Origin of the sequence: Vibrio tapetis subsp. tapetis (assembly GCF_900233005.1) — a bacterium.
In the GTDB taxonomy this organism is placed as follows: domain Bacteria; phylum Pseudomonadota; class Gammaproteobacteria; order Enterobacterales; family Vibrionaceae; genus Vibrio; species Vibrio tapetis.
Genome location: NZ_LT960611.1, coordinates 1,776,906 through 1,801,918 on the forward strand (window position 1 = coordinate 1,776,906; position 25,013 = coordinate 1,801,918).

A 25,013-nucleotide genomic window follows, 5' to 3' on the forward strand; every position below is an offset into this window, starting at 1 on the left:
AATAAAGCCTTATCCACCAAGCGTTAACAGCACGATTTTAGTATAATAAATGCCATGAAAAAGACGCCAAATATCAACCCAGAAAGTCAAGATATTGCCGAGCTACAAGCGATGGTGAAAGCGCTGATGGCGTCAGAAACCCAATTGAAACAAGAGCGCCAGTCGCTACTCGAACAGCTCAAGCTTGCCTTCGACCGCCAGTTCGCTAAGCGCTCGGAGGCGTTAAATCCTTACGATGAATCACAAGGTGACCTCTTCAACGAAGCGGAATGTGAAGCCGTTGAGGAAGGAGAGGTTGAGCTTACAACGACGACCACAACGAAAAAGCGCGGTAAACGTAAGCCCCTTCCAAAGACCTTACCTCGTGAGATTATCGAACTCGATTTAGACGACCATGAAAAGCAATGCGCTTGCTGCAAGCAGAGCCTGCATAAAATCGGTGAAGACCGGAGTCAAAAGCTGGAGTTCTCACCAGCGGTACTCAAAGTGCTGGAATATGTTCGTCCTAAGTATGCTTGCCGTCAGTGCGAGCAAACAGAGGACAATAACCGCATCGTTCAAAAGCCAGCGCCGCAAAGCATTATTCCTAAGAGCTTCGCGACAGAAAGCTTGCTTGCCAATATCATCCTTGGCAAATACCAATACGCAATGCCGCTGTATCGACAAGAGTCGCTGTTTATCCAATCGGGTATCGAACTATCACGAACCACCATGGCAAGGTGGATTATCCAAGTCAGTGAGAAGTTCGTACCGCTGTATGCTGCCTTGAAAAGGCACCTACTAGAACAAGTGGTGGTTCAGGCGGATGAAACGCCGCTCAATGTACTTAAGGAAGATAAACAGTGTTACATGTGGCTCTACTGCTCGGGCGCTGACTCGCCAGGTGCCGCCCTCCCCAATGTGAAAAACATCGCCTTGTACGACTATCAAAACAGTCGCGCGAGGGCGTGCCCTGCTGCCTTTTTAGGGGATTATAGTGGTTATCTGCAAACCGATGGCTATGGTGCCTATGACGGTCTTCACCACGTGACCAATGTCGGCTGCTTGGCGCATGCACGGCGTAAGTTCATGGATGCTAAGAAGCTTCAAGGAAAAGGCAAGTCAGGCAAAGCGGATAAAGCACTGGCTAAAATCCAAAAGCTCTATGGAATAGAATCACGCTTGAAAGGCATCTCTGCCGAAAAACGAAAAGCAGAGCGGCAGATACATGCCAAACCAATACTGGATGAGTTTTACGAATGGATGACAATTCAGAAAGTGATAGGCTCTAGCGTACTGGGTAAAGCGATAAAGTACACGCTTGGGCAATGGCCGAAGCTCATTCGCTATATCGACGATGGCCACTTATCTATCGACAATAATCGCGCTGAACGCGCAATTAAGCCACTGGTCATTGGCAGGAAAAATTGGTTATTCTCGGCTACTCAAAATGGTGCTGACGCGAGCGCGATGCTTTACAGCATCGTCGAAACCGCGAAAGCCAACGGCCTTATCCTCTACGACTACATGGTCAAGTGCATGAAAGAGTTGGCGAAAGCAGAGCCAGATATCGATGCGCTCCTACCTTGGAACTTCAAACATTAGTAATATCGCCCCGTGGGTTCATGGGGCGTTTACGGCTTATTGCTGTTAATGATAGAGATCATATTATTGCCGCAAATTCTGTTTAATCCTTACAGCCCTGTCATAGCTTGTTTAAATATGTGAAAACTAATTACACTTAATGATTCATATCGCAAAACTGGCCTGCTTTTACTGTAGTTTTCTTTCAACTCACGCAATAAAGTGATCAAGATCATTCTCTAAAAAAAGACCTATTGTTAAACTCGCCGTCAGTACAAATAAGAATAATATTTTCAACATAATAGTTTCAATGTTTGTAACAGTGGCGCACAATCGACGTGTTACTTACCACGAATTGCAATGAGTATCATAAGGGTAACCAATGATACTTTTTAAAAACCTACTTATATAATATGAGGAATCTATGTCAGACGTATCGAAAGACAACTCAGCCTCTCAAGAAGAGAAGAGCTACAGCGAGTTGCATCGTCCTGCATCAGAGTTTAAAAACCGTTCGGATTATCTAGATCACGAACTTCAAATCATGAAACCACGCCGTTTTGCACTAAACCTTCCAGGTCGTGATTTCCGTTTTGAACTTGAAGATCTTGTACCTGCTCTGGCCGGTACTATTGGTATTATTGCAATGTATTCTGCGGTAATGATGTCTTGGGCTGACGGTCTAACTGCAGCTTGGGATCATGTTAACCTTGGTAAAGATTTTGCAATCGAAGTGGCGCGTGTAGAAATGCTAATTCCTGCATTACTATTTTGTGTTTTAGCTTCAGGTTTTATCAATCCACGTGCGAACCTTGCTGGTAACCACGGGCCAATGATCCCTCTTATTGGTACTATCGCTTTAGCGGGTGCCCACCCTTTAGCACTGGCAATTTTGCTTGGTGTATTTGGTCTTTTATTGAGTTACTTTAAAGGTGGATCCAAACTGGTGAATTTAACCGGTGAAGGTGTCGCCGGTGGCTTACTCGTGTTCCTAGGTTTTACCGGTGCCATGAGTCAAATTGGTCAAATTCAAGCTTGGGCTACAGGGCTAGAAACTGCCGAAGTGGCAAAAGGTAGCCTTGGTTACATCGGCCTAGTAGTTTTGGCCGTAAACATCGTGCTTTACGCTTTCCTTGCTCGCATCAATAAACGTTGGTTGGCGATTCCTGCTTGTGCAGTAACGGGCCTACTGGTTGCATTGGCATTCGGCGCAGGTTTTGATCTAACATTCGAAACTGAAATGGGCTTGCCAAACCTAAACCCTGTTTACTGGTGGGGTTCAACAAGCGAAGGTTGGATGCTTGGTCTTCCAAACCTTGAGCACTTCATTGCTTCATTGCCATTTGCAATTTTAGCGGTAGCGATGTGGTCTCCAGATTTCCTTGGCCATCGCATTTTCCAAGAATTGAACTACCCTAAACGTACTGAAAAAGTACTAATGGATGTTGATGATACAATGACGATGTGTTCTATCCGTCAAATGGTAGGTACAGCAGTTGGTGGTGGTAACATCACATCGTCTTGGGGTACGTACATGATCCCAGCAGCGATTGCTAAACGTCCTATTCCGGGTGGTGCCATTCTGCTAGGTTCACTATGTATCATTATTGCAATCCTAGGTTTCCCTATGGATGTTGCAGTTTGGCCACCAGTAATGCGTATTGCTCTTCTTGTAGGTGTATTCTTACCTCTACTTGAAGCAGGTATGCAAATGGTTAAAGACACGAAAGATTCACAATCTGCTGGTATTTGTATCTTTGCGTCTGCGGTTGTTAACCCGGTACTTGCATGGGCACTAACGATGCTTCTAGACAATAACGGTTTAATCGGTGACAAAGAGCGCTCTAAGAAGCTGTCTTTCGTTGACCGTATAGTGATCCCTGGCGGCGTGCTTATCGTATGTTTGATTGCGATGCTTGCGGTTGGTATGTTGGAAGGCCAATATGGTATTCAATCATTCCTATAAATGACCAATTGACGTAAAACATTAAAAAATGTTGGGTAGAACACGCTGTTCTACCCAATTTTTATTTAATAAGTTTAGTTTTTATTGATTTAGTTTAAGGTTTACTTAAAAATTTTAGAGTAAGCTTGATCTTAACTTAGAAAGTGACAATATGTATGACCATGAGCTACGTAGCATATCGTAGTCAACCATATTGTTATTTATATAAAGAGTGTACTGCTCACCTATGTTGGTGATAGCTGGCTCAACAGCGAATCAGTACGTGTTTTTTCTACTAAAAAGGTAGGTATGTCATGGCAGAGCAATTTGCTAAAGCTTGGGAAGGTTTTGCTAAAGGTGATTGGCAAAACGAAGTAAACGTTCGCGACTTCATTCAGAAAAACTACGCACCATATGAAGGCGATGAAGCTTTCCTAGTGTCTGAAGGTACTGAAGCAACTGACAAGCTTTGGGCTAAAGTAATGGAAGGCATCAAGCAGGAAAATGCAACTAAAGCACCTGTAGATTTTGATACTTCAGTTATTTCTACCATCACTGCTCACGATGCAGGTTACATTGAAAAAGATCTAGAGACTATCGTTGGTCTACAAACTGAGAAGCCACTAAAACGTGCAATCATCCCTAACGGTGGTGTGCGTATGGTTGAAGGTTCTTGTAAAGCATACGGTGAAACTCTTGACCCAATGGTTTCAAAAATCTACTCAGAATACCGCAAAACACACAATGCTGGCGTTTTCGATATCTATACTCCTGATATCCTAAAATGTCGTAAGTCTGGTGTTCTGACTGGTCTTCCTGATGCTTACGGCCGTGGTCGTATCATTGGTGACTACCGTCGTGTTGCACTTTACGGTATCAACTTCCTAATGAAAGACAAGCAAGCTCAGTTTGCTTCTCTTCAAGAGCGTTTCGAAAACGGCGAAGACCTTGCTGCAACAATGCAACTTCGTGAAGAAATCTCTGAGCAACACCGTGCTCTAGGCCAAATCAAAGTGATGGCTGAGAAATACGGCTACGATATCTCTGAGCCAGCTCAAACTGCTCAAGAAGCTATCCAGTGGACTTACTTCGGCTACCTAGCTGCTGTTAAATCTCAAAACGGTGCTGCAATGTCTCTAGGTCGTACTTCGACTTTCCTAGACATCTTCATCGAGCGTGATATCGCTGCTGGTACTATCACAGAAATTCAAGCTCAAGAAATGATCGACCACTTCGTAATGAAGCTGCGTATGGTTCGCTTCCTACGTACTCCTGAGTACGATGAGCTGTTCTCTGGTGACCCAATCTGGGCAACAGAATCTATGGGTGGTATGGGTGTTGATGGTCGTACTCTAGTTACACGTACGAACTTCCGTTTCCTAAACAGCCTATACACTATGGGTCCATCTCCTGAGCCAAACATCACGGTTCTTTGGTCTGAGCAACTGCCTGACGGCTTCAAACGTTTCTGTGCGAAGGTATCTATCGATACTTCTTCTATCCAGTACGAAAATGATGACCTAATGCGTCCTGACCTTGGTTCTGATGACTACGCAATCGCTTGTTGTGTATCTCCAATGATCGTTGGTAAGCAAATGCAGTTCTTCGGCGCTCGTGCTAACCTTGCAAAAACGATGCTTTACGCAATCAACGGCGGCGTTGATGAGAAGCTTAAGATGCAAGTTGGCCCAGTTGGCGACAAGATCACTGATGCTGTTCTTAACTACGATGACGTAATGGGTCGCCTAGACACATTCATGGATTGGTTAGCTAAGCAATATGTGACTGCACTAAACAGCATTCACTTCATGCACGACAAATACAGCTACGAAGCGTCTCTAATGGCTCTTCATGACCGTGACGTTCGTCGTACTATGGCATGTGGTATCGCTGGTCTTTCTGTTGCAGCTGACTCACTGTCTGCAATCAAATTCGCTACTGTTAAACCAGTGCGTGACGAAGACGGCATTGCTATCGATTTCGAAATCGAAGGCGACTACCCTAAATTTGGTAACAATGATTCACGCGTTGATGACATCGCATGTGAACTTGTTTCTACATTTATGGGCAAAATCCGTAAACTGACTATGTACCGCAACGCGATTCCTACTCAGTCTATCCTTACTATCACTTCTAACGTTGTGTACGGTAAGAAAACGGGTAACACTCCAGACGGTCGTCGTGCTGGTGCTCCTTTCGCTCCTGGTGCTAACCCAATGCACGGTCGTGATGAGAAAGGTGCTGTAGCGTCATTGACTTCTGTAGGTAAACTGCCGTTTGCTGATGCACAAGATGGTATCTCTTACACTTTCTCTATCGTTCCAAACGCGCTAGGTAAAGAAGAAGATAACCAACGTGCTAACCTTGCAGGCCTAATGGATGGTTACTTCCACCACGAAGCCGGCATTGAAGGTGGTCAACACCTTAACGTGAACGTTCTTAACCGCGGTACTCTAGAAGACGCAGTTAAGCACCCTGAGAACTACCCTCAGTTAACGATTCGCGTATCTGGTTATGCTGTACGCTTTAACTCTCTGACTCCAGAGCAGCAAGCTGACGTAATCGCACGTACTTTCACTGAGTCTCTATAATTCTCAGTTAATTGAATAAACGAAGCCCGCTCATTGAGCGGGCTTTTTTTTTCAAGTACTAAAAGCTAAGTTCGAAGTGCTAAGCCCCCCATACTTATCTTTTAGTACTTAGCTTTTCGCACTTCAATCTCACAACTTAAACTGTTCACAATCCTGACTGAGTCGATTTGAACGCTCTTCTACCCGACCACTGGTCTCTCTAAGTTGCCCATTACTAGTTTCAATTGATGCCATCGACCCCGATATCTGCGACATACTATCGGCCATTGATTGACTGGTTGTTGCGAGCTCTCTAATTGAATTAAAAATAACTTCGGTTTGATGGTTAACTTCCGACACTTTACCCGTTATAGAGTCTAATGCGTCGATCGCTTCTTGCCCTTTCGCTTGGCCTTTTTCTATCGAGCCCTCACATTGTGCAATAGAACCAATAACCTCAGAGCTTTCTTTTTTCATTGTTTCTATCGTGCCAGAGATTTCACCTACCGCATCTACCGTTCTAACTGCCAGATTTCTCACTTCATCGGCAACAACCGCAAAGCCTCTTCCCTGCTCGCCTGCCCTTGCCGCTTCTATTGCTGCGTTCAACGCCAATAAATTCGTTTGCTCTGCTATGCCATTGATAATATCCATAACTGAATCTACCTTCGCAGAAGCTTCTTCCAAACGCTTAATGTTACCCGCAGCATTAGTCAAAACAGTTGCTACATCCGCTAACGATTTGATCGCCTCGGTGATGACAATGCCTCCTTCTTGAGCCGAACTACTTGATGTTTCTGTTACCTGTACCACCAACTCCAAACTGTTTGATACCTCTTGGGTTGTGACACTGACCTCTTCAGTTGCAGACGCTAAAACTTGCGTTTGATGCACAACGTCGCTTTGATTTTTTGCCAAACCATCCACGCCAACATTTAGCTGCGTTGCATTTTCTGATAGTGCGTGGCTGCTATCTTGTACGCCTTTAACTAGCAGGCCTAAATTCTCACAAGTTTGATTAATGGCGATGGCCAAGCGATTAAACTCGTCCTTACTGTTTGTTGTTGTCTTCATTCGCTGTGAAAGATCACCATTCGACATGCCTTCCAACACATGAGAAACGGCCGCGACGGAGCGCGAAATAGACCGATTAAGCGTGACAAAAATGAGCAAGGTAACCATTGCCAACACAACACAGGCGATCAGCACCGACAATTCTGTTTGGGTAGACTTCTCAGACGCGGATATTTGATAAGATTCACTGATTTCCCCCAACTTTCCAGAGATATCATGGATAAGGTTCTTCACACTATCTTGTTGGGAGAAAAGGGTCTCTTCGACCTGAATAAGCTGTTCGGATAATTCACTCACCCGCATGAAGTCTTGCTTAAATTGTTCTAACTCTTTTTCGTATAAGTCCAACATCGCATAACTGTTAGACATGTTTTCAAACATCGCAAGCGAGCGATTAAACAATTTAAGGTTTTTCTCATTAGGTTGAAGTAAATAAGTTTGTTGCATCTTCACCATATTTTGGAAATCTGAATTAATACTCACCATCCCGGTTTCAAGTATTTTTTCTTCAATTTTTTTAGTCAGTAGGTTCATACCACCCAGTTTGCCGTCATCGATATTAAAACCAACTTCCGCTCTAATATCTAACCAAGGCACCAGTGCCGCTCGATAATCTGCAACAGCAACTTCAAGCTTCTGCCCGTCAGTCGTTACCCCAACAGATTCAAGAAAAATTCTATTCACTTTAATAAGCTCATAGATTTTGTCACTGGTTTGCTTAGCACTAGACACTTGATCTGCTGTCATATCATCAAGATGGCTGATCAATTGTAACAATTGAACCTGAGTTTGCCTGACCTCATAGGCTCCGGACGAAATTTCGTTACTATGCTGGTACTCCTCACCTACTTTTTCAATTGCAGATACGGTATACCAGGCCAAAGAGAGGAATCCAATGATGAGGAGACCCAAATAAACAAACGATTTTTGCTTCTGCGACAAATTCATATTTTTCATGTAAAACCCTTCTGCTTATTAAGCAACAACTTAACTACGTTACTTACAGATTACACATTAACATAATAAGGCGTTATATTTAACAATATAGCTACATTTGGAGGGGTTTTTACATGTTTTTTTGATTTTCATCAGGAGCTCGATAAGATCTCAGTTAGCATTTTTAGGTTGCGGTATACTCGAACGCGCCCTTAATAAATAAAATGTGAATGGTGGACAACGTGTTACACAAATTATCGATGACGCTTCGATGGTCAGCCAGCGTAGGGGTTTTATTGTGTTCTGCAGCTCAAGCAGATACCACCATCAGCGTACATTTAGATAACGACGGAATGCTAGGAACGGATAAAGACTATTCCAATGGATTGTTTTTAGATGTGCAAAGCAAGCTAGATGGCGCACCGCTGCGTTGGCTTGAAAAAGCCGATGCTGAATATTATATGGGCGTCTCTTTAAGCCAAAAAATCTGGACTCCGAGTGATGTGAGTCAAGTTGAGCCTACCCCTAACGATCGACCATATGCTGGGTTATCTTACTTATCAACCAGACTCTCAATTAGAGCACCGCAAGAGTATCAAAATATTGAACTCATGCTGGGTACCATGGGCGAACAATCTTTAGCGTCAATATCTCAACGATGGGTTCATGACCTGATCGGCTCACCACGCCCCGAAGGTTGGCAATATCAAGTTGAAGAACCATTGGTATGGGGTGCCAGTTACCAACAACATAATACCGTATTCAACCGCGACACCGATTCAAATAGCAATGAATTAACATGGATAAATCGAGCACAGATTGGCAATTTTCAACCTGAAATAGCATCCGGTGTTTTATGGCGATATGGTGATAATTTGGCAGCGACGTTTGGGTCAACGGCCATCAGTTACGCTCAACCCAATCAAACCTTGTATGCCCCAAAAGATCAAATTGGCTACTACTACTTTGCGGGTATAGAGGCTCGCTATCGATTTAAGGATTTGACCCTAAGCGGCGCAACGCCACCAGAAGTGTACCCGGTTTCAATCCAACACTGGCAAAGCACAGCTCAAATCGGCGCCGTCGGTTACTACCAAGGGCTGGGCATCGCGTTTACAATCGTCGCCAAGTCTCCTGACTATAAAGAAGATCAACAGAACCTTCATGCCGCGACTTCGTTATCCCTTTTTTGGATGTTGTAACACCAACAATACAAATACTTCAGCGCCGTTACATAGGTGCTGAGAATTCAGTTATTTGATTACGATTATCAGCTAAGAATGACTATTTAAAGTGGCCAATTTGTAATAAAATAACGGTAAAAATAATCCTAAGAGAAATGCTCATGTCTACAACTGGTCGTATTCATTCTTTCGAATCATGTGGCACCGTCGATGGCCCGGGAATTCGTTTTATTGTGTTTTTGCAAGGTTGCCTAATGCGCTGCAAATACTGTCATAATCGTGATACTTGGGATACTCATGATGGCAAAGAAATCACAGTAGAAGAAATCATTAATGAGTCTAAGTCATACAAACACTTCATGCGTGCATCAGGTGGCGGTATTACATGCTCAGGTGGTGAAGCATTACTACAACCAGAGTTTGTGCGTGACTTTTTTAAAGCCGCCCAAGCTGAAGGCATGCATACTTGTTTGGATACTAACGGGCACGTTCGTAAGCATACTGAGGTCATTGATGAAATCTTAGAAGCATCAGACTTGGTCATGCTGGATATCAAACATATGCAAGACGAAATTCACCAAGACTTGGTTGGTGTATCAAACAAGCGTACTCTGGATTTCGCTCGCTACTTACATAAAATCGGCCAAAAAACTTGGATTCGTTACGTCGTCGTTCCTGGCTATACTGACGATGAAGAGTCTGCACACCTACTCGGTGAATTTATTAAAGATATGGATAACATCGAAAAGATAGAGCTCCTGCCTTACCATAAATTGGGCGCACATAAATGGGAAGCTTTGGGCTACGATTATCCTCTCGATGGAGTCAATCCACCGGAAAAAGAAACCATGGATAAGATCAAATCCATTCTTGAACAATACAACGATAACGTAAAGTACTAACGCCGTCAGTCATCGTCATATTAGCCAGCTTCTTTGCTGGCTTTTTTGTATGTTGCGTCTAAGCACGCCTTTGCCTTCAGCTTACCTTCTCCTCTGGGGGAAAATTAGCCAATCAGACCTAATCCATATTAAAACCGTGTTGAGATCATGTTTCATGGTGTCTAATTACTGTTACTCTATTGCCAGACAAATAAACTATAAATGAGGCCTCCCTATGGAAATGACTGACGCTCAACGTCTGATCCTTTCGAATCAATATTACTTGATGTCACGATTAACCCCGGACAATTCAGAAAAGTATCAACGTCTACAAATCATTGTAGAGCGTGGTTATGGGCTGCAAATGCAAGAACTCAACAAAGAGTTCGGTTGCATCACTGAAGATGAATGTCGTGAGATCATCAACATCATGGAGATGTATCACGCGATGCAAGAGTCTAACAAGATGTTAGATGAAGCAGAACGCAGCAACGTAGATCAACGTCGACTAATCTTCTTAGGTTTTGATATTGCATCTGAAGCTCAACAAGTGAATTACGTTCGTTTTCTTATCGATTCTGAAGGTCTTTACGCGCAGTTTGAAAAAGGTGACCACCATTTCAATGCACAAATGCCGATGCTAGATAAGTATCGTCGTATGTTAGCAGCTTGGCAGGACTGTCCTCGCCAGTACCACCTGTCTGCAGCTGAGTTTAAACAAATATTCAATGCTTAACTGTCATCAGACACAAAGCTAACGGCAAACATTAAAAAAGCGCTTTGTATTACAAAAGCGCTTTTTTTTATCTCAATTATCTCGCCTAATACGCAATTAAAACTCATCACCTCTCGGAGTGCTTTCTAAAAACAAGCTTGGGAGATCTACCTGTTGTTTAATAAGATCATGCTGCAGTAAAAATTTTTGGTCATTTCTCAAGAGCGTCTTATCGACAGAATTAAAGCCGGTTGCCAAGCCAGAGCTCCTATATAGCAACGTCGCCTGCTCAACACTGATCCCTTGCTCTTTAGCTCCAATGGCTAATGCAACTGGCTCATGCTGTAAAATAAACGTCATGGCTTTTTTGTGAGCCGTGATATATGCGTCTATCAGTTCCGCATGCTCCTGAGCAAACTCACTGCTCGTCACGCTCAGTTGCATCGGGTTAAAACGCCCCTTGGAGCACGATAATACCCTAGCACCCAATGACTTTGCCTTAGCCAAGTTGGCAGCAGAAAGAAGAGCCGCATCGACCTCACTGTTCATCAATGCGATTAGCGCTTGCTCTTCTGGCATAGCAACCAGGTCTACGTCTGAATCATTTAGGCCAACCTTATTCAATTGTGCCACCAGCATATGCTCGAACACAGAAGAAGTCGGCCCAGCCACTCTTTTGGCCTTCAGGCTACATACCTCTCCTTGAAATTCAGCGCGAGTAACCAATGCCATTACATATTGAGGCCGTGCCACATTTAAAATTATCTTGGCCGTTGGGTTATCGTCTAGTGCCATTAACATTGAAACGGCACTGACGGAGCTTGCAATATCCAAAGTTCCTTCGCTAACCGCTCCCATTTGGTCGGTCAGCCTATTATCTTCAACCCACTCCACTTCTGCGTGATGCTTAGAAAACTCTCTTTCTAGCAAGCCTAACTGTTTCATTAAGATCATTTGCAGGTTAAATGGAGTCGAGACATAACTGACTGCTACGATCTTTTCTTTTGCAGATACATTGCCAGCGAATAACAACATCAAAAAACACAATGAAAACTTAGATAACCGCAATACCACGTTGTACCAATCCTTTTGATGAAGCATCCCAAACTGCCAGCGCCAATTTCAAGCGGCAAGCAAAAAATCAAGTTGCCGAATGCTATTTAAATAAAGGGGGCATGTCAAACCATTAAATGCGTCGATTAATACGTATTGCTTTGCATAATAAACGTAAGCAATGGTCGGATATTACGGCAAAGGCCGTCATTACGAGGTAGAGCCCCCCAAAATTCAGTGTAAGAGCTCTATCTTATTGAAAGAAAAGAAATCTGATTTTGACATCCCCCGTTTTATAGTCCTATCGCTTTCGTCACCAACGCTCTACATATTGTTTACAATATTTTCCAATTAAATAACGAAAAAACAGGCAGAATTTAAGATACCTGTCTAACCTTAATTATTGACGGATGTGACATTTTCGCTGTTTCCGTGTCGATAGGACAGGTTTAGAGGGGTATTCGCTATGAGCATTTTTGACCACTACCAGGCTCGCTACGAAGCAGCCAAGGATGAAGAACTTTCACTTCAGGATTTCTTATCACTTTGTCGAGAAGACAAAAGCGCTTATGCGAACGCGGCAGAACGTTTGCTACTCGCAATCGGTGAGCCAGAAATCATAGACACCGCACAAGATCCAACATTAAGCCGAATTTTTTCCAACCGAGTCATTTCCCGCTACGAGACGTTCAAAGATTTTTACGGTATGGAAGATGCGATCGAACAAATCGTTTCCTACCTAAAACACGCCTCGCAAGGGTTAGAAGAACGAAAACAAATCCTTTATCTATTAGGCCCAGTAGGCGGCGGTAAGTCGTCATTAGCTGAAAAGCTCAAAGCCCTAATGGAGAAAATGCCGATCTACGTGTTGTCTGCTGACGGCGTTCGTAGCCCGGTGAATGATCATCCATTCTGCTTGTTTGACGTCAACGAAGATGGCGAATTACTAAAATCTGAATACGGCATTCAAAAACGTTATGTACGTTCAACCATGTCTCCTTGGGCTGCAAAAAGGCTACACGAGTTTGGTGGTGATATTTCGAAGTTCAAAGTCGTTAAAGTACGCCCTTCGATTCTAGACCAAAAAGGGATAGCCAAAACTGAACCTGGTGATGAAAACAACCAAGACATTTCTTCACTCGTAGGTAAAGTTGATATCCGCCAATTGGAACATTTTTCTCAAGACGATCCTGACGCATACAGCTATTCCGGCGCTTTATGTCGAGCAAACCAAGGTTTGATGGAGTTCGTAGAGATGTTCAAAGCGCCAATTAAGGTGTTGCATCCACTGCTTACAGCAACGCAGGAAGGAAACTACAACGGCACCGAAGGGCTTTCCGCGTTGCCATTTGATGGCATGATTTTAGCTCACTCAAACGAATCAGAGTGGCAAACGTTCCGTAACAACAAAAACAATGAAGCTTTCTTAGATCGTGTTTACATTGTTAAGGTGCCCTACTGTCTTCGTGTCTCTGAAGAGATCAAGATTTATCAAAAGCTACTTGAACACAGTGAATTGTCTCTGGCTCCATGCTCACCAAGCACATTAGAGACATTGGCTCAATTCAGTATTCTTTCTCGACTTAAAGATCCTGAAAATTCATCAATTTTCTCCAAGATGAGAGTCTATGATGGAGAAACCCTCAAAGACACCGATCCTAAAGCCAAAAGCTATCAGGAGTATCGTGATTTTGCAGGGGTAGACGAAGGCATGGCAGGGCTTTCTACTCGTTTCGCCTTTAAGATCCTGTCTCGGGTATTCAACTTTGATCAGTCTGAAGTGGCCGCTAACCCCGTGCATCTGTTTTATGTCATAGAACAGCAAGTCGAACGTGAACAGTTTCCACAAGAAGTTGGCGAACGTTATTTAGAGTTTTTGAAAGGCTATTTGGTACCAAAATACGTCGAGTTTATTGGGAAAGAAATCCAAACTGCCTATTTAGAATCTTACTCTGAATACGGTCAGAACATCTTTGATCGCTACGTCACCTATGCCGATTTCTGGATTCAAGATCAAGAATATCGAGATCCAGATACCGGCCAGTTGTTTGACCGTGGCGCATTAAACAACGAATTAGAGAAAATCGAAAAAACCGCTGGTATCAGTAATCCGAAGGATTTCCGAAATGAAATCGTTAACTTTGTATTGCGTGCTAAAGCAAATAATAACGGACACAATCCAGTTTGGACCAGCTACGAAAAACTGAGAACAGTGATAGAGAAAAAAATGTTCTCAAATACTGAAGAGCTGCTCCCGGTCATTTCGTTTAATGGTAAAACGTCGACCGATGATCAGAAAAAACACGACGACTTTGTCGCTCGTATGATGGAAAAAGGCTACACCAAGAAACAAGTGCGCTTGTTGTCTGAATGGTATTTACGAGTGAGAAAATCATCCTAGTCTGCATGATTTGATGATTTCACCACCAGATAAGGATATCAGTAGGCTAGTGTCTTGAAATGAAACGCAGGAAGAGTTTTCCTGCTTTCAGTTCAATCACGGAGTTTGACACTTTGACGTTTCAGAGGGAGTAACTTATGGCGCAATTTATTGACCGTAGGCTCAATGGCAAAAACAAAAGCACTGTTAACCGACAGCGTTTTCTAAGACGCCACAAAGAGAAGATTAAAGAATCGGTATCTGATGCCGTCAATCGCCGTTCCATCACCAATACCGATACCGGCGAAGACATCGCTATCCCGAGTAAAGACATCAACGAACCTGCTTTTCATCAGGGGCAAGGGGGTGTCAAAGACCGAGTCCACCCTGGTAACGACCAGTTCTCTCCTGGTGATAAGGTTGAGCGCCCTAAAGGTGGAGGACAAGGCTCTGGAGCGGGAGAAGGCGATGCTAGCCCAGACGGCGAAGGCGAAGATGAATTCGTATTTCAGATTTCCAAAGATGAATACTTAGATATTTTATTTGAAGATCTAGAGCTACCCAATCTTCAAAAAAACCAAGTCAACAAGATTACAGAATGGAAAACTCACCGTTCCGGTTTTCAAACCGCGGGTATTCCCGCCAACATCTCTGTGGTGCGATCACTTCAACAATCCCTAGCAAGGCGAACCGCCATGACGTCTGGTAAACGTCGAATGCTAAAGGAATTAGAAGCTGAGCTAAGCCGGATTGAAAATGAAGAACCAGCAAAACCACTTATCGAAAATGAAATTAAAGGCGAGATAGAAAAATTACGCCAGAAAATCAAAAGTGTGCCATTTATAGATACATTTGATTTGCGCTTTAAGAATTACGAAAAACGCCCTATCCCATCCAGTCAGGCTGTCATGTTCTGCTTGATGGATGTGTCTGGTTCAATGGATCAAGCCACTAAGGATATCGCAAAACGCTTTTACGTACTGTTGTATTTGTTCTTGACCCGCACCTATGAAAACGTAGAAGTTGTGTTTATTCGACACCACACGCAAGCCAAAGAAGTCGATGAACATGAGTTTTTCTACTCGCAAGAAACCGGCGGAACGATTGTTTCAAGTGCGCTAAAGCTGATGAATGACATCGTTGCCGATAGATACCCAAGAAATGAATGGAATATATACGCAGCTCAAGCTTCCGACGGAGACAATTGGGCAGATGATTCCCCTAAATGTAAAGAGCTTTTGGTCAATCAACTGTTACCAACGTGCCAGTACTATTCGTACATAGAGATAACACGACGTAGCCATCAGACGTTATGGCATGAATACGAGAAGCTACAAGAGACGTTCGACAATTTCGCCATGAAAAACATAAAAACTGTGGATGATATTTTCCCTGTCTTTAGGGAACTGTTTCATAAAGAGACAGCATAGGGAGGTGCGCTATGACGACAACTAAAACTAAAAACAAAATGCTGCCCGACGGACCGGACTGGACGTTCGACTTGCTAGATGATTATCACAAAGAAATTAAACGGGTTGCAGAACATTACCGTTTGGATGCTTACCCGAACCAAATCGAAGTGATCACAGCAGAACAGATGATGGACGCGTACTCTAGCATTGGGATGCCTATAAATTATCATCACTGGTCGTTTGGAAAAAAATTCATCCAAACGGAGCAGAACTACAAACATGGCCAAATGGGGTTAGCCTATGAAATAGTGATCAACTCCGATCCTTGTATTGCTTACCTGATGGAAGAAAACACCATCACAATGCAGGCGTTAGTGATGGCTCATGCCTGCTACGGCCATAACTCTTTCTTTAAAGGCAATTATCTGTTTCAAACTTGGACCGATGCCAGCTCTATTGTCGACTACCTTTTGTTTGCTCGTAATTACATTACTGAGTGCGAAACCAAACATGGTGTCGATGAGGTAGAAAAACTGCTCGATTCTTGTCACGCCCTGATGAACTATGGCGTCGACCGTTATAAGCGCCCTGAAAAGATATCCATCGTTGAAGAAAAAGCACGCCAGGAATCAAGAGAAGCCTACCTGCAATCTCAAGTCAATGACCTATGGAAAACCGTACCACGTTCAGAAGAAAAAGAAGCTCAAGAGCGTCCTCGCTTTCCCAGTGAGCCGCAAGAAAATATTCTCTACTTTATCGAAAAACACGCCCCTCTTCTGGAGCCTTGGCAGCGTGAGGTCGTAAGAATTGTTCGTAAAATCAGTCAATACTTTTACCCGCAAAAACAAACTCAAGTAATGAATGAAGGCTGGGCAACCTTCTGGCACTACACCATATTGAATCACTTGTATGATGAAGGATTGGTGTCAGATAAATTCATGTTGGAATTTCTACACAGTCACACCAGTGTGGTAGCCCAACCCGCCTACAACAGCCCGTATTTTAGTGGTATTAACCCCTATGCACTCGGGTTTGCCATGTTCCAAGACATTCGCCGTATGTGTGAAGAACCCACCGAAGAAGATAAACTTTGGTTTCCTGAAATAGCTGGCAGCAATTGGTTGGATACCCTGCATTTTGCTATGGCAAACTTTAAAGATGAAAGCTTCATTAGCCAATACCTATCCCCTAAGCTAATGAGAGACTTTAAATTGTTTTCTATTAAAGATGACGACCGAAAAAATTACATAGAAATAAGTGAAATACATAATGAGTCTGGTTACAAAATTGTGCGAGAAAAGCTAGCCGCTCAATACAACTTAAGCAACTTGGAGCCCAACATACAAGTATGGAATGTGGATGTCAGAGGCGACCGTTCTTTAATACTGCAGTACGTCCCTCAAAATAGAGTTCCCCTACATAAAAGTTACCCTGAAGTGCTCAAACACCTGCACCGCCTATGGGGGTTTGATGTCATTTTACAGCAAGAAAATGAAACCGGGGGCAACGAAATACTCGGCACTTGCCCAGATAAAGAAAGGTACAGCAGTGGGATATAACCATTTTTAAAAGTCAGTAACCCTATTTATATGTAAGTAACAACCTCCATTTTGCCCATGTCATACCATGGGCTTTTTTTTACCTAAAATAATTAACGACAAGCATTTGATGCAACTCTATTTATAGCCCGTTATATAAATTGTCAATTACGATTGACAAAGAAGGCGTAGGTCGCTTTAATTCAACCATATTTTCTAATATGACAACAGAGCGAAACAATTTTGGTTGTTATGTTGTCATAGCTATACTGATAAAGATAACAACAGCGGCAATCCGACTTTAGACTATAGCCAACTGCGGAACTTTTATGAACGACTCACAAAGCACCTCAAACGTACAATTTGTCCGTGAGAACCCGAATATCATTACTTGCTTATTACCAGCGTATAATGAATCCAAAAACTTACCTCAGGTTGTTCAAGAAGCATACGACTTTCTAAAAGATTACTGCAATGAAGTTGAGATCCTAATTGTGGATGATGGCAGTGCTGACGAAACGGTCGAGACTGCTAAGAAGCTATCTCAAGAGTATCCAATTTCACTGGTGAAATTATCGCGTAACTTCGGCAAAGAAATCGCCATCAGTGCCGGTCTTGATAAAGCTCGCGGTGACGTTGTTATTTTAATGGATTCCGACGGTCAACATCCGTTATCTGTCGTGGAACAATTCATCCATCATTGGCGTGAAGGCTACGATATGGTTTACGGTGTACGTGATAACCGTGAAGATGAATCTCTGCCAAAACGAGCATTTACCAAAGTATATTACAGCCTGCTAAATCGTATTTCTGATGTTCACATTCATCCCGATGCGGGTGATTTTCGCCTTATGGGACGAAATGTTGTTGAGGCATTAAAACAACTGCCTGAACGTACTCGTATGATGAAAGGCTTATACGCCTGGGTTGGCTTTAAAACCAAATCGGTCACTTTTGAAGTCATCGACCGACTCAGTGGCACCAGTAGCTTCCGCTTCCGAGATTTAACCTCATTAGCGATGACAGGGTTAACCTCATTCAGTAGCATTCCTCTAAAAATTTGGATGGTTATTGGCGCCGCAATCTCAGCGTTCTCCTTTGGCTACGGCATTCTGATTATGCTAAGAACCTTGATTTTCGGTTCAGATGTCCCGGGTTGGCCAACACTGACCATTGCCATCTTCTTTCTAGGTGGCATTCAATTGCTGTCTATCGGTATCATGGGTGACTATTTAGCCCGAGTGTTCTCTGAAGTTAAGAAACGTCCCCTTTATATCGTTGAAGAATACCAACAAAGTAAAGACGAACGTGACGAGACGGAATCGACGAAAGAATCTTAATGAAGAATCTGATTATTTGCGCTGATGACTACGCCATGTCGGCTGAAGTCGATATGGCGATTATTAATTTGCTCGAAAAAAAGCGAATTTCGGCCACCAGCTGTATGACCCTTATGCCCGATTGGCTTAAGTCTGCCGAACACCTAAAGCCTTATCAGGCGGATGCTGCCTTGGGTTTGCACTTTGATCTTGGTCACATTGGTTCTCTAGGCACCTTGATGGCCAATGCTGTTACCAGACGTTCAGACAAACAAGCTCTTTTGCGCACGCTTCAGACTCAACTCGATAACTATGAAGATGCATTAGATCAAGCGCCGGACTATTTAGATGGTCACCAGCATGTTCATGCCTTTCCTCAGGTTCGTGATGTGGTGCTCGATGAACTATCGAAACGTTACTCAGGTGGAAAACTCTGGATACGCGATCCTGCCGTTCCCTTGACCGGTCACGACTCCGCCATCAAAGCGGTGGTGATTCAGGCTCTCAATTTGAATTTCAAGCGACAAATTCAAGCAACAAAATTCAAACACAACAACGGGTTCGCGGGCTTGTACTCCATTTCTGAGCAAGCTGATTTTGCAACCATGATGGAGGGTTGGTTACAATCTTTACCTCATCAAGGTTTAATCATGTGCCACCCAGCAACCTCTGGGGCAAGTGTCGAACACGCCTTAGCTCGAAGTCAAGAATACGACTACCTAATGAGCGACAGATACCGAGATTTTCTTCTTAAACAAGATATCCACCTAACTCATTTCAAATAGTAGTTTAGGCTAAAAAAACGCAAGAAAGCCTGCTCAATCGCAGGCTTTTTCTTTGTACTTTCCAAAGTTTAACAATACATCGGTTATCTGTAAGAAATGCTAGTCTTCTAACAGTTGAGTCGCAAGTTGCGTTACTGCACCGATAACTAAAGGAGCCATTTCAATCGCCGTTTCCGTTTCTTTACGAGTATGACCCCAACCTAGGTAAACTAAACCTCGAATGAACAAGAACCATGGTAATAAAGCAATTTGCTCTTCAGAGATCTCTCTCTCTTCTAAGTAACCATGCAGAAATTCGTCGGTAATTTTGTCAAACGAATCTTCTCCCAAAAACCAAAACAACGTCGTTGCAATATCAAACATATGGTAACCAAAACCTGAATCATCAAAGTCAATCAGATGAATGTTACCTTGCTCGTCAACTAATAGGTTTTCAGGCAAAAAATCACAATGGATTAAACCATAACTGCCCGCCCCTTTAGGAATACTCGACAACACTTCGCCAGCTTTATCGCGTGCTTTAACGATCAAATCGCGCTGCTCGTCCGTTAAATCATCATGCTCCCAACCACACCCCCACAACGCTTGTTCGCTCAGCATTCCTTTTGTGTCCCAATGTTGGCGCTCAAAGCCTTGCGGAATATCCCATTCTTGCGTTTCGTTATGCAATTTGGCCATCAATTGACCCGCGACTTTGTAAAGCTCCATCGAGCCTTCATCAACGCCTTCTTCTATCGTCCCTAAAGGTGTGCAATTAACCCATTCAAGTAAATCTACCTGACGTGGTTCTGGAACTTGATCAACGGTAACGGTTTCTACATAAGCACCGCGTGTACTGCTGATGACTTTCGGCGTACAAATTCCTTTTTCACGTAACGCATTCATCCACAATAATTCTGAATTAAGTGCATTGTCACTGTGATATCCAGAGCGATGAACACGCAATGCGAAGGAGCCGTGCTGTTCAGTCGTAACTTTATAAACACTGTTTTCACGATATTTGATCGGCTCTACTTTTGAATCTTCAGGTAAGCCCCATAGCGGAAGTGCGTTGATTGCTACGTGTCTCAAGTTCTCTACTTGCTGATCTGGCGTTAGTCCATAGAAATCCATCTTGTATTCTCCTTCACATAAAATGACTTCATCGCCAACAATTGTTAATCAATTGTTGATTTCCAGATCTAAACTAGACTATATTCGAGTTTAAAACCAGAATACATTCGAGATCCAGTTAACATAAATACAACAAATATAATGAACCACACTGACCCGTTATATTTATATTACCTAAATTCAATTACTTAGATGGTTGTTAGCTTGAATAGCAAGGACGTGCGCTCATGAATAAGCAAGAAGTGATTACAAATTCGCAACAATACTGGAATCCAGCAAAAACCAAAGATTGGCAAAAATGGGGGATCGACCTTGTTATTGGTAAGCGCGAGGGTTATCACATCTTTGACATGGACGGGCACCGTCTAATCGACATGCATCTCAATGGTGGAACCTTCAATCTAGGGCACAGAAACCCAGAGGTAATCAAAGCACTTAATGATGCGACAGAAGCATTTGATGCCGGTAATCATCACTTCCCATCTATCATGAGAGCAAAGTTAGCAAAGCAACTGGTTGAGTGCTCAGAAGGCATGGATTACTGCGTTTTTGCAACAAGCGGAAGCGAAGCCATCGATATCGCCATCAAAACGGTACGTTATGCCACTAAGCGTAAAAAGATACTGTCGGTCAATCAGGCATACCATGGCCATACCGGCTACTCACTTCAAGTAGGCGATGAACTGAACGCGGAGTTTTTTCTGTGTCAGCCAAATAAGGAAGAATACGGCCGTGTTCCTTTTAACGACTTAGCGGCGATGGAACAAGCACTGAGTAGCCGAGAATACGCCGCCGTAATCCTAGAAACCATTCCCGCTACGGCAGGTTTTGTTATGCCAAATGAAGGCTACTTACCTGCTGTAAAAGCACTGTGTGAAAAATATGGCACGCTATACATTGCAGATGAAGTTCAAACTGGCTTAATGCGAAGTGGGGAATTATGGGGCGTCGAAGCATTTGGCGTTAAGCCCGATATCATTGTTTCAGGTAAAGGACTGGGCGGGGGTATCTACCCTGTCGCTGCCGCCTTACTTTCAGCCAATTGTGCACAATGGCTACACGATAACGGCTTTGGACACATTTCTACATACGGTGGTTCAGAACTCGGCTGTGCCGTCGCCAGTAAAGTGATTGAAATAACCACTCGACCTGAAGTAAAGCAGACGGTGCAATACTCTTCCCTTTATATCCGTCAGGGACTAGACGAACTGCGCAAAGCGTATCCAGACTTCTTCGTTGGCATACGTCAAGCAGGGCTAATTTTTGGGTTGCAATTTGGTCATCCTGAAGGGGCGCTGCACATCATGCGTGCATTGTATGAAAAAGGCGTATGGGCCATTTTATCGTCGTTTGATCCTTCCGTTTTGCAGCTGAAACCGGGCCTGCTAATCGATAAAGAAACCTGTGACGATATGCTCTATCGAATGGATCTTGCACTTAACCAAGTGAGCAATGAATTGCGTCATAGCAGCAACACATCGTCTCAATTCAATGTTGTTAAAGGAGGTAAGTAATATCATGTCGACGACAAAACACACTATTCAATCACAAGGCCAAACACCACCAGAAGACAACATTGACTCATTGCTTGGGTTGGCGCACTGGGCTTCGGACAGTTTTCGTGAATACACCTCGAGCCAAGTGGAAAACATTGCAAAGGCGGTATCAAGCGCAGCGCTCGCAAAAGCCGCTGACTACGCACAATGGTCTGTAAAAGAAACAGGTTTTGGTAACGCACCCGATAAAACCATCAAAAACCAAGTCAACGCCACAGCCCAGCTAGAGCAATTTGATTTCCAAGAATATAACGGCGTGAAAGTAGACGCTGAAAAGAAAATTGCCCGCTACGCAAAACCTGCGGGCGTCATCGTTGCACTCATTCCATCAACGAATCCAATCGCAACTATCTATTACAAAGTCATGTCAGCGTTACTGACTCGTAATGTTGTCATTTTATGTCCACACCCGGGAGCAAAAGAGTGTTGCGTAGACGCCGCAGACTACCTTGCCAATGCTGCGGAAAAAGCAGGTGCACCAGCGGGCTGTATTCAGACATTACGCCACCCGAGCGTTGCAAAAGTAAGCCAATTAATGTCGTCACCAAAAACCGATTTGATCTTGGCGACGGGTGGACCTGCGATGGTACGCGCTGCCTATGGGTCGGGTAATCCCGCAATTGGTGTCGGCCCAGGCAATGTAGCCTGCTTCGTTGATAAAAGCGCTGATTTAGCACTGGCATCAGAAAGTATTGTTACCTCAAAAGCCTTTGATAACAGCCTACTTTGCACTTGCGAATCCGTTGTTATTGCGCATCAAGACATCGCAGATCAACTTGTCATGCAAATGGTGGCGAAAGGCGCTTACCACGTTGAAGGCCGTGAGCTTGAACTGCTGCGTGCTTTCTTGTACCCAGCAAACAAACTCAACCCCGCGGCGATTGGAAAAAGTGCGGTCACGATAGCGAAGCTTGCTGGCTTTAGCGTGCCAAGCTCAACCAAAGTCTTAGGCATGGAGATTTTCCAAATAAACCCTGACGAACCATTTAGCAAAGAAAAAATGTTCCCTGTTTTAGCTTTATTAAAAGTCTCTGGCTGTCAGCAAGGGTTAAATGCGGCGAACGCCATGTTACGTATTCAAGGAAAAGGCCACTCATTGGTGATCCATTCCCAAGACAACCCACAAATCGCTCGCTGGAGTAAATCGGTTCCCGTTTGTCGCATTACCATCAACGGCCCAGGTGTTTTTGGCGCCAGTGGATTTGCCACCAACCTACCTCCTAGCCCCGTTATTGGCACGGGTTACTTCGGCCGCAGTTCTGTTTCAGAAAACATTTTCGCTAAGCATCTCGTGCAATGGACACAAGTAGCATGGAATAAAGAGCTTACCGTCAATATGGCTTCTGTTGAGCAGTCAACCACAAACAGCGTAACGGAGATTGTCGCACAATATATTGAAACAAGAGGCGCAACTGGCTTTGGCCCAGCGGGATCGCGGGAAAACTCATCTTCTCGTTCATCAACTCACTATTCAGCCAGTTCAGTCACGGAGCAACCAGATAATCTCAGGGCCATGATCAAAGCTTTGGTTGAACAAGAGTTGAAACAAATATTGGAGCAACGCTAATGGGTAAATTAACCTCCCTAGCATTGATCGAAAAAGTGTCGCCAATGACACTCTTAGCGATTAATCCATCGTTTACATTCAGATTGCCAAATCCGAACCTTGGTTTACTCATCGTCGAAGTTCAGCCCGCAGCGTTGGCGGATAGCCTAATCAGTCAATTGACCAAGAATATGGGCGTTGAACTGGCTCATAAAGTTCAGGACGGCCGAAGCGGGTGGCTCGTCGTTTATAGCGATCAACGTGAACAATTAAGAGCAGCAGCAGACGCTATTTATGCTCAATTGGGTAATGCCCAAACACCTGACGAACTGCTTTGCTCATCTATCGTAAACGCCATTAGCCCTGAACATGCACAAACTCTTAATAAGCAAAATCAACGAGTTCGTTTTTTACCAGGCAATGATTTACTCACCATTGACTGTAAACCAGCGATTGCCGCAATTCGTATTGCCAACCAAATCGAAAAAAATAGCAATTGCCAGATTCAGGCGGTGAAGTACCTCGGGTCATCAGGTCGCCTGATGGTAACGGGTAAAGCCAGTGACATCAGTGCGTGCCCAATCCAAATCTAACAGGGGATTTATGAAGCAGTTTAATATCGATGAATCAACGCTTAGGCAACTGATTAAAGAGGTTATCGCACAGGTACTAAATGAATATAAAGGCGAACTCGTGGACAAACTTGGCTCAAAAAACGCCGTTGTCCCACGCACTCAATCAACACAGGTCTCAAGCCCACTGACTGAGAGCAAGATTAATGCGCTATATAAACAAGGTATTACGGAAATGGAGCTCCCACCTCAGTGTGTGGTTACTCCCCTTGCAAAAGCCAAAGCAAGACAACTGAACATTACGCTTAATTACAATAATAGGAGCACACCATGATTGCAGCGACTGTCATTGGAAAGGTGTGGGTATCAACAAAATTAAAGGAGCTACCCTCCGGAGCGCTCGTTACGGTCGCTCCAGACTCAAACAAAAACGAGCACATTGTTGCACTCGATCCACTGGGATGCGGCGAAGGTGAGCGTGTTTTACTCGTTACAGGAAGCACTGCTTCGAACTATTTTTCAACACCCAACAAAATTATTGATGCGCTTGTTGTAGCATCAATCGACCACTCGTAAAGGAGAACACACATGTCAGAAGCAATTGGAATGATCGAAACAAAAGGTTACGTAACCGCATTAGCAGCAGCAGATACCATGGTAAAAGCTGCCAACGTCACGCTAGTTAGTCGTGAGCAAGTCGGTGATGGCTTAGTGGCGATCACCGTAAAGGGAGATGTTGGCGCAATTAACGCCGCTATCGAGGCCGCAACTGAAGTTGCAAGTAACCTAGGCACAGTTGTTGCCACACATGTGATCCCTCGCCCACATAATGATGTAACAGAATTTTTCAACACAGACAAATAGTGGTATA

The 25,013-nt window shown here is 43.7% G+C and carries 20 protein-coding genes; 17 read left to right on the forward strand and 3 right to left on the reverse strand.

The window, feature by feature from the left end; genetic code table 11:
• The first annotated feature begins 54 nt into the window (after positions 1 to 54).
• The 3 genes from tnpC to pflB all read left to right on the forward strand — a co-directional run bounded on the left by tnpC (position 55) and on the right by pflB (position 6,099).
• Positions 55 to 1,584: an IS66 family transposase gene (tnpC, locus tag VTAP4600_RS07905; protein ID WP_102522299.1), complete on the forward strand. Its 1,530-nt coding sequence runs from the start codon at positions 55 to 57 to the stop codon at positions 1,582 to 1,584.
• Positions 1,585 to 1,987: 403 nt separating this feature from the next.
• Positions 1,988 to 3,529, forward strand: a complete 1,542-nt coding sequence (locus VTAP4600_RS07910; protein WP_102522300.1) for a DUF3360 family protein — start codon at positions 1,988 to 1,990, stop codon at positions 3,527 to 3,529.
• Positions 3,530 to 3,822: 293 nt separating this feature from the next.
• A complete protein-coding gene (gene pflB / locus VTAP4600_RS07915; protein WP_102522301.1) occupies positions 3,823 to 6,099 on the forward strand; it encodes a formate C-acetyltransferase in 2,277 nt (758 codons plus the stop codon).
• A gap of 129 nt (positions 6,100 to 6,228) precedes the next feature.
• Here pflB and VTAP4600_RS07920 read toward each other — a convergent pair whose 3' ends face one another.
• Positions 6,229 to 8,109, reverse strand: coding sequence for a methyl-accepting chemotaxis protein (locus tag VTAP4600_RS07920; protein ID WP_102522302.1), 1,881 nt, complete (start codon positions 8,107 to 8,109; stop codon positions 6,229 to 6,231).
• A gap of 221 nt (positions 8,110 to 8,330) precedes the next feature.
• On the opposite strand from VTAP4600_RS07920, the gene VTAP4600_RS07925 reads away from it, so the two are divergent.
• The 3 genes from VTAP4600_RS07925 (at position 8,331) to VTAP4600_RS07935 (ending at position 10,889) form a co-directional block, all read left to right on the forward strand.
• Positions 8,331 to 9,290 (forward strand): lipid A deacylase LpxR family protein, encoded by a 960-nt coding sequence (locus VTAP4600_RS07925; RefSeq protein ID WP_172443094.1) that lies wholly within the window; start codon positions 8,331 to 8,333, stop codon positions 9,288 to 9,290.
• A 143-nt stretch (positions 9,291 to 9,433) separates the two neighbouring features.
• The gene (pflA, locus tag VTAP4600_RS07930) at positions 9,434 to 10,174 is read left to right on the forward strand and encodes a pyruvate formate lyase 1-activating protein (RefSeq protein ID WP_102522304.1); all 741 of its coding nucleotides are present in this window, start codon (positions 9,434 to 9,436) and stop codon (positions 10,172 to 10,174) included.
• Between the two features lie 214 nt (positions 10,175 to 10,388).
• Positions 10,389 to 10,889, forward strand: a complete 501-nt coding sequence (locus VTAP4600_RS07935) for a YfbU family protein (RefSeq protein ID WP_102522305.1) — start codon at positions 10,389 to 10,391, stop codon at positions 10,887 to 10,889.
• A 96-nt stretch (positions 10,890 to 10,985) separates the two neighbouring features.
• Here the strand turns inward: VTAP4600_RS07935 and VTAP4600_RS07940 are convergent, their stop codons facing one another.
• Positions 10,986 to 11,969, reverse strand: coding sequence for an ABC transporter substrate-binding protein (locus VTAP4600_RS07940; protein WP_102522306.1), 984 nt, complete (start codon positions 11,967 to 11,969; stop codon positions 10,986 to 10,988).
• 418 nt (positions 11,970 to 12,387) lie between these two features.
• Here VTAP4600_RS07940 and VTAP4600_RS07945 point away from each other — a divergent pair, with 418 nt between their 5' ends.
• The 5 genes from VTAP4600_RS07945 to VTAP4600_RS07965 all read left to right on the forward strand — a co-directional run bounded on the left by VTAP4600_RS07945 (position 12,388) and on the right by VTAP4600_RS07965 (position 19,355).
• Positions 12,388 to 14,322 (forward strand): PrkA family serine protein kinase, encoded by a 1,935-nt coding sequence (locus tag VTAP4600_RS07945; RefSeq protein ID WP_102522307.1) that lies wholly within the window; start codon positions 12,388 to 12,390, stop codon positions 14,320 to 14,322.
• A 137-nt stretch (positions 14,323 to 14,459) separates the two neighbouring features.
• Positions 14,460 to 15,731 carry a YeaH/YhbH family protein gene (locus VTAP4600_RS07950; protein WP_102522308.1) on the forward strand — a complete coding sequence of 424 codons (1,272 nt, stop codon included), beginning with the start codon at positions 14,460 to 14,462 and terminating at the stop codon, positions 15,729 to 15,731.
• Between the two features lie 11 nt (positions 15,732 to 15,742).
• Entirely contained in the window at positions 15,743 to 17,272 is a 1,530-nt protein-coding gene (locus VTAP4600_RS07955) for a SpoVR family protein (protein ID WP_102522309.1), read from the forward strand.
• Between the two features lie 308 nt (positions 17,273 to 17,580).
• The gene (locus VTAP4600_RS07960; RefSeq protein ID WP_102522310.1) at positions 17,581 to 18,591 is read left to right on the forward strand and encodes a glycosyltransferase family 2 protein; all 1,011 of its coding nucleotides are present in this window, start codon (positions 17,581 to 17,583) and stop codon (positions 18,589 to 18,591) included.
• On the forward strand, positions 18,591 to 19,355 hold the full coding sequence (locus VTAP4600_RS07965) for a ChbG/HpnK family deacetylase (protein ID WP_102522311.1): 765 nt from the start codon (positions 18,591 to 18,593) through the stop codon (positions 19,353 to 19,355). Before VTAP4600_RS07960 ends, VTAP4600_RS07965 begins: the two co-directional genes overlap by 1 nt.
• 99 nt (positions 19,356 to 19,454) lie before the next feature.
• Here the strand turns inward: VTAP4600_RS07965 and VTAP4600_RS07970 are convergent, their stop codons facing one another.
• On the reverse strand, positions 19,455 to 20,468 hold the full coding sequence (locus VTAP4600_RS07970) for a phosphotransferase enzyme family protein (RefSeq protein WP_102522312.1): 1,014 nt from the start codon (positions 20,466 to 20,468) through the stop codon (positions 19,455 to 19,457).
• A gap of 227 nt (positions 20,469 to 20,695) precedes the next feature.
• Between VTAP4600_RS07970 and VTAP4600_RS07975 the strand changes: the two genes are divergently transcribed.
• The 6 genes from VTAP4600_RS07975 to VTAP4600_RS08000 are packed head-to-tail and all read left to right on the forward strand — an operon-like array spanning position 20,696 to position 25,006.
• Positions 20,696 to 21,982 (forward strand): class-III pyridoxal-phosphate-dependent aminotransferase, encoded by a 1,287-nt coding sequence (locus VTAP4600_RS07975; protein ID WP_102522313.1) that lies wholly within the window; start codon positions 20,696 to 20,698, stop codon positions 21,980 to 21,982.
• 4 nt (positions 21,983 to 21,986) lie between these two features.
• A complete protein-coding gene (locus VTAP4600_RS07980; RefSeq protein WP_172443095.1) occupies positions 21,987 to 23,591 on the forward strand; it encodes an aldehyde dehydrogenase family protein in 1,605 nt (534 codons plus the stop codon).
• Complete coding sequence (locus VTAP4600_RS07985) at positions 23,591 to 24,163, forward strand: hypothetical protein (RefSeq protein ID WP_102522315.1); 573 nt, start codon at positions 23,591 to 23,593, stop codon at positions 24,161 to 24,163. Before VTAP4600_RS07980 ends, VTAP4600_RS07985 begins: the two co-directional genes overlap by 1 nt.
• 10 nt (positions 24,164 to 24,173) lie before the next feature.
• Positions 24,174 to 24,476 (forward strand): hypothetical protein, encoded by a 303-nt coding sequence (locus VTAP4600_RS07990; protein ID WP_102522316.1) that lies wholly within the window; start codon positions 24,174 to 24,176, stop codon positions 24,474 to 24,476.
• On the forward strand, positions 24,473 to 24,718 hold the full coding sequence (locus tag VTAP4600_RS07995; RefSeq protein ID WP_102522317.1) for a EutN/CcmL family microcompartment protein: 246 nt from the start codon (positions 24,473 to 24,475) through the stop codon (positions 24,716 to 24,718). The genes VTAP4600_RS07990 and VTAP4600_RS07995 overlap by 4 nt, the downstream gene beginning before the upstream one ends.
• 12 nt (positions 24,719 to 24,730) lie before the next feature.
• Positions 24,731 to 25,006, forward strand: coding sequence for a BMC domain-containing protein (locus VTAP4600_RS08000; RefSeq protein ID WP_102522318.1), 276 nt, complete (start codon positions 24,731 to 24,733; stop codon positions 25,004 to 25,006).
• Positions 25,007 to 25,013 lie beyond the last annotated feature (7 nt).

Bases quoted from the DNA above. Each gene is read 5' to 3' on its own strand.
- VTAP4600_RS07910 (WP_102522300.1), top strand. From the start codon at position 1,988: ATGTCAGACGTATCGAAAGACAACTCAGCCTCTCAAGAAGAGAAGAGC.
- VTAP4600_RS07995 (WP_102522317.1), top strand. From the start codon at position 24,473: ATGATTGCAGCGACTGTCATTGGAAAGGTGTGGGTATCAACAAAATTA.
- VTAP4600_RS07945 (WP_102522307.1), top strand. From the start codon at position 12,388: ATGAGCATTTTTGACCACTACCAGGCTCGCTACGAAGCAGCCAAGGAT.
- VTAP4600_RS07985 (WP_102522315.1), top strand. From the start codon at position 23,591: ATGGGTAAATTAACCTCCCTAGCATTGATCGAAAAAGTGTCGCCAATG.
- VTAP4600_RS08000 (WP_102522318.1), top strand. From the start codon at position 24,731: ATGTCAGAAGCAATTGGAATGATCGAAACAAAAGGTTACGTAACCGCA.
- VTAP4600_RS07975 (WP_102522313.1), top strand. From the start codon at position 20,696: ATGAATAAGCAAGAAGTGATTACAAATTCGCAACAATACTGGAATCCA.
- VTAP4600_RS07960 (WP_102522310.1), top strand. From the start codon at position 17,581: ATGAACGACTCACAAAGCACCTCAAACGTACAATTTGTCCGTGAGAAC.
- VTAP4600_RS07965 (WP_102522311.1), top strand. From the start codon at position 18,591: ATGAAGAATCTGATTATTTGCGCTGATGACTACGCCATGTCGGCTGAA.
- VTAP4600_RS07920 (WP_102522302.1), bottom strand. From the start codon at position 8,109: ATGAAAAATATGAATTTGTCGCAGAAGCAAAAATCGTTTGTTTATTTG.
- VTAP4600_RS07940 (WP_102522306.1), bottom strand. From the start codon at position 11,969: ATGCTTCATCAAAAGGATTGGTACAACGTGGTATTGCGGTTATCTAAG.
- VTAP4600_RS07935 (WP_102522305.1), top strand. From the start codon at position 10,389: ATGGAAATGACTGACGCTCAACGTCTGATCCTTTCGAATCAATATTAC.
- VTAP4600_RS07970 (WP_102522312.1), bottom strand. From the start codon at position 20,468: ATGGATTTCTATGGACTAACGCCAGATCAGCAAGTAGAGAACTTGAGA.
- pflA (WP_102522304.1), top strand. From the start codon at position 9,434: ATGTCTACAACTGGTCGTATTCATTCTTTCGAATCATGTGGCACCGTC.
- VTAP4600_RS07950 (WP_102522308.1), top strand. From the start codon at position 14,460: ATGGCGCAATTTATTGACCGTAGGCTCAATGGCAAAAACAAAAGCACT.
- pflB (WP_102522301.1), top strand. From the start codon at position 3,823: ATGGCAGAGCAATTTGCTAAAGCTTGGGAAGGTTTTGCTAAAGGTGAT.
- tnpC (WP_102522299.1), top strand. From the start codon at position 55: ATGAAAAAGACGCCAAATATCAACCCAGAAAGTCAAGATATTGCCGAG.
- VTAP4600_RS07980 (WP_172443095.1), top strand. From the start codon at position 21,987: ATGTCGACGACAAAACACACTATTCAATCACAAGGCCAAACACCACCA.
- VTAP4600_RS07955 (WP_102522309.1), top strand. From the start codon at position 15,743: ATGACGACAACTAAAACTAAAAACAAAATGCTGCCCGACGGACCGGAC.
- VTAP4600_RS07990 (WP_102522316.1), top strand. From the start codon at position 24,174: ATGAAGCAGTTTAATATCGATGAATCAACGCTTAGGCAACTGATTAAA.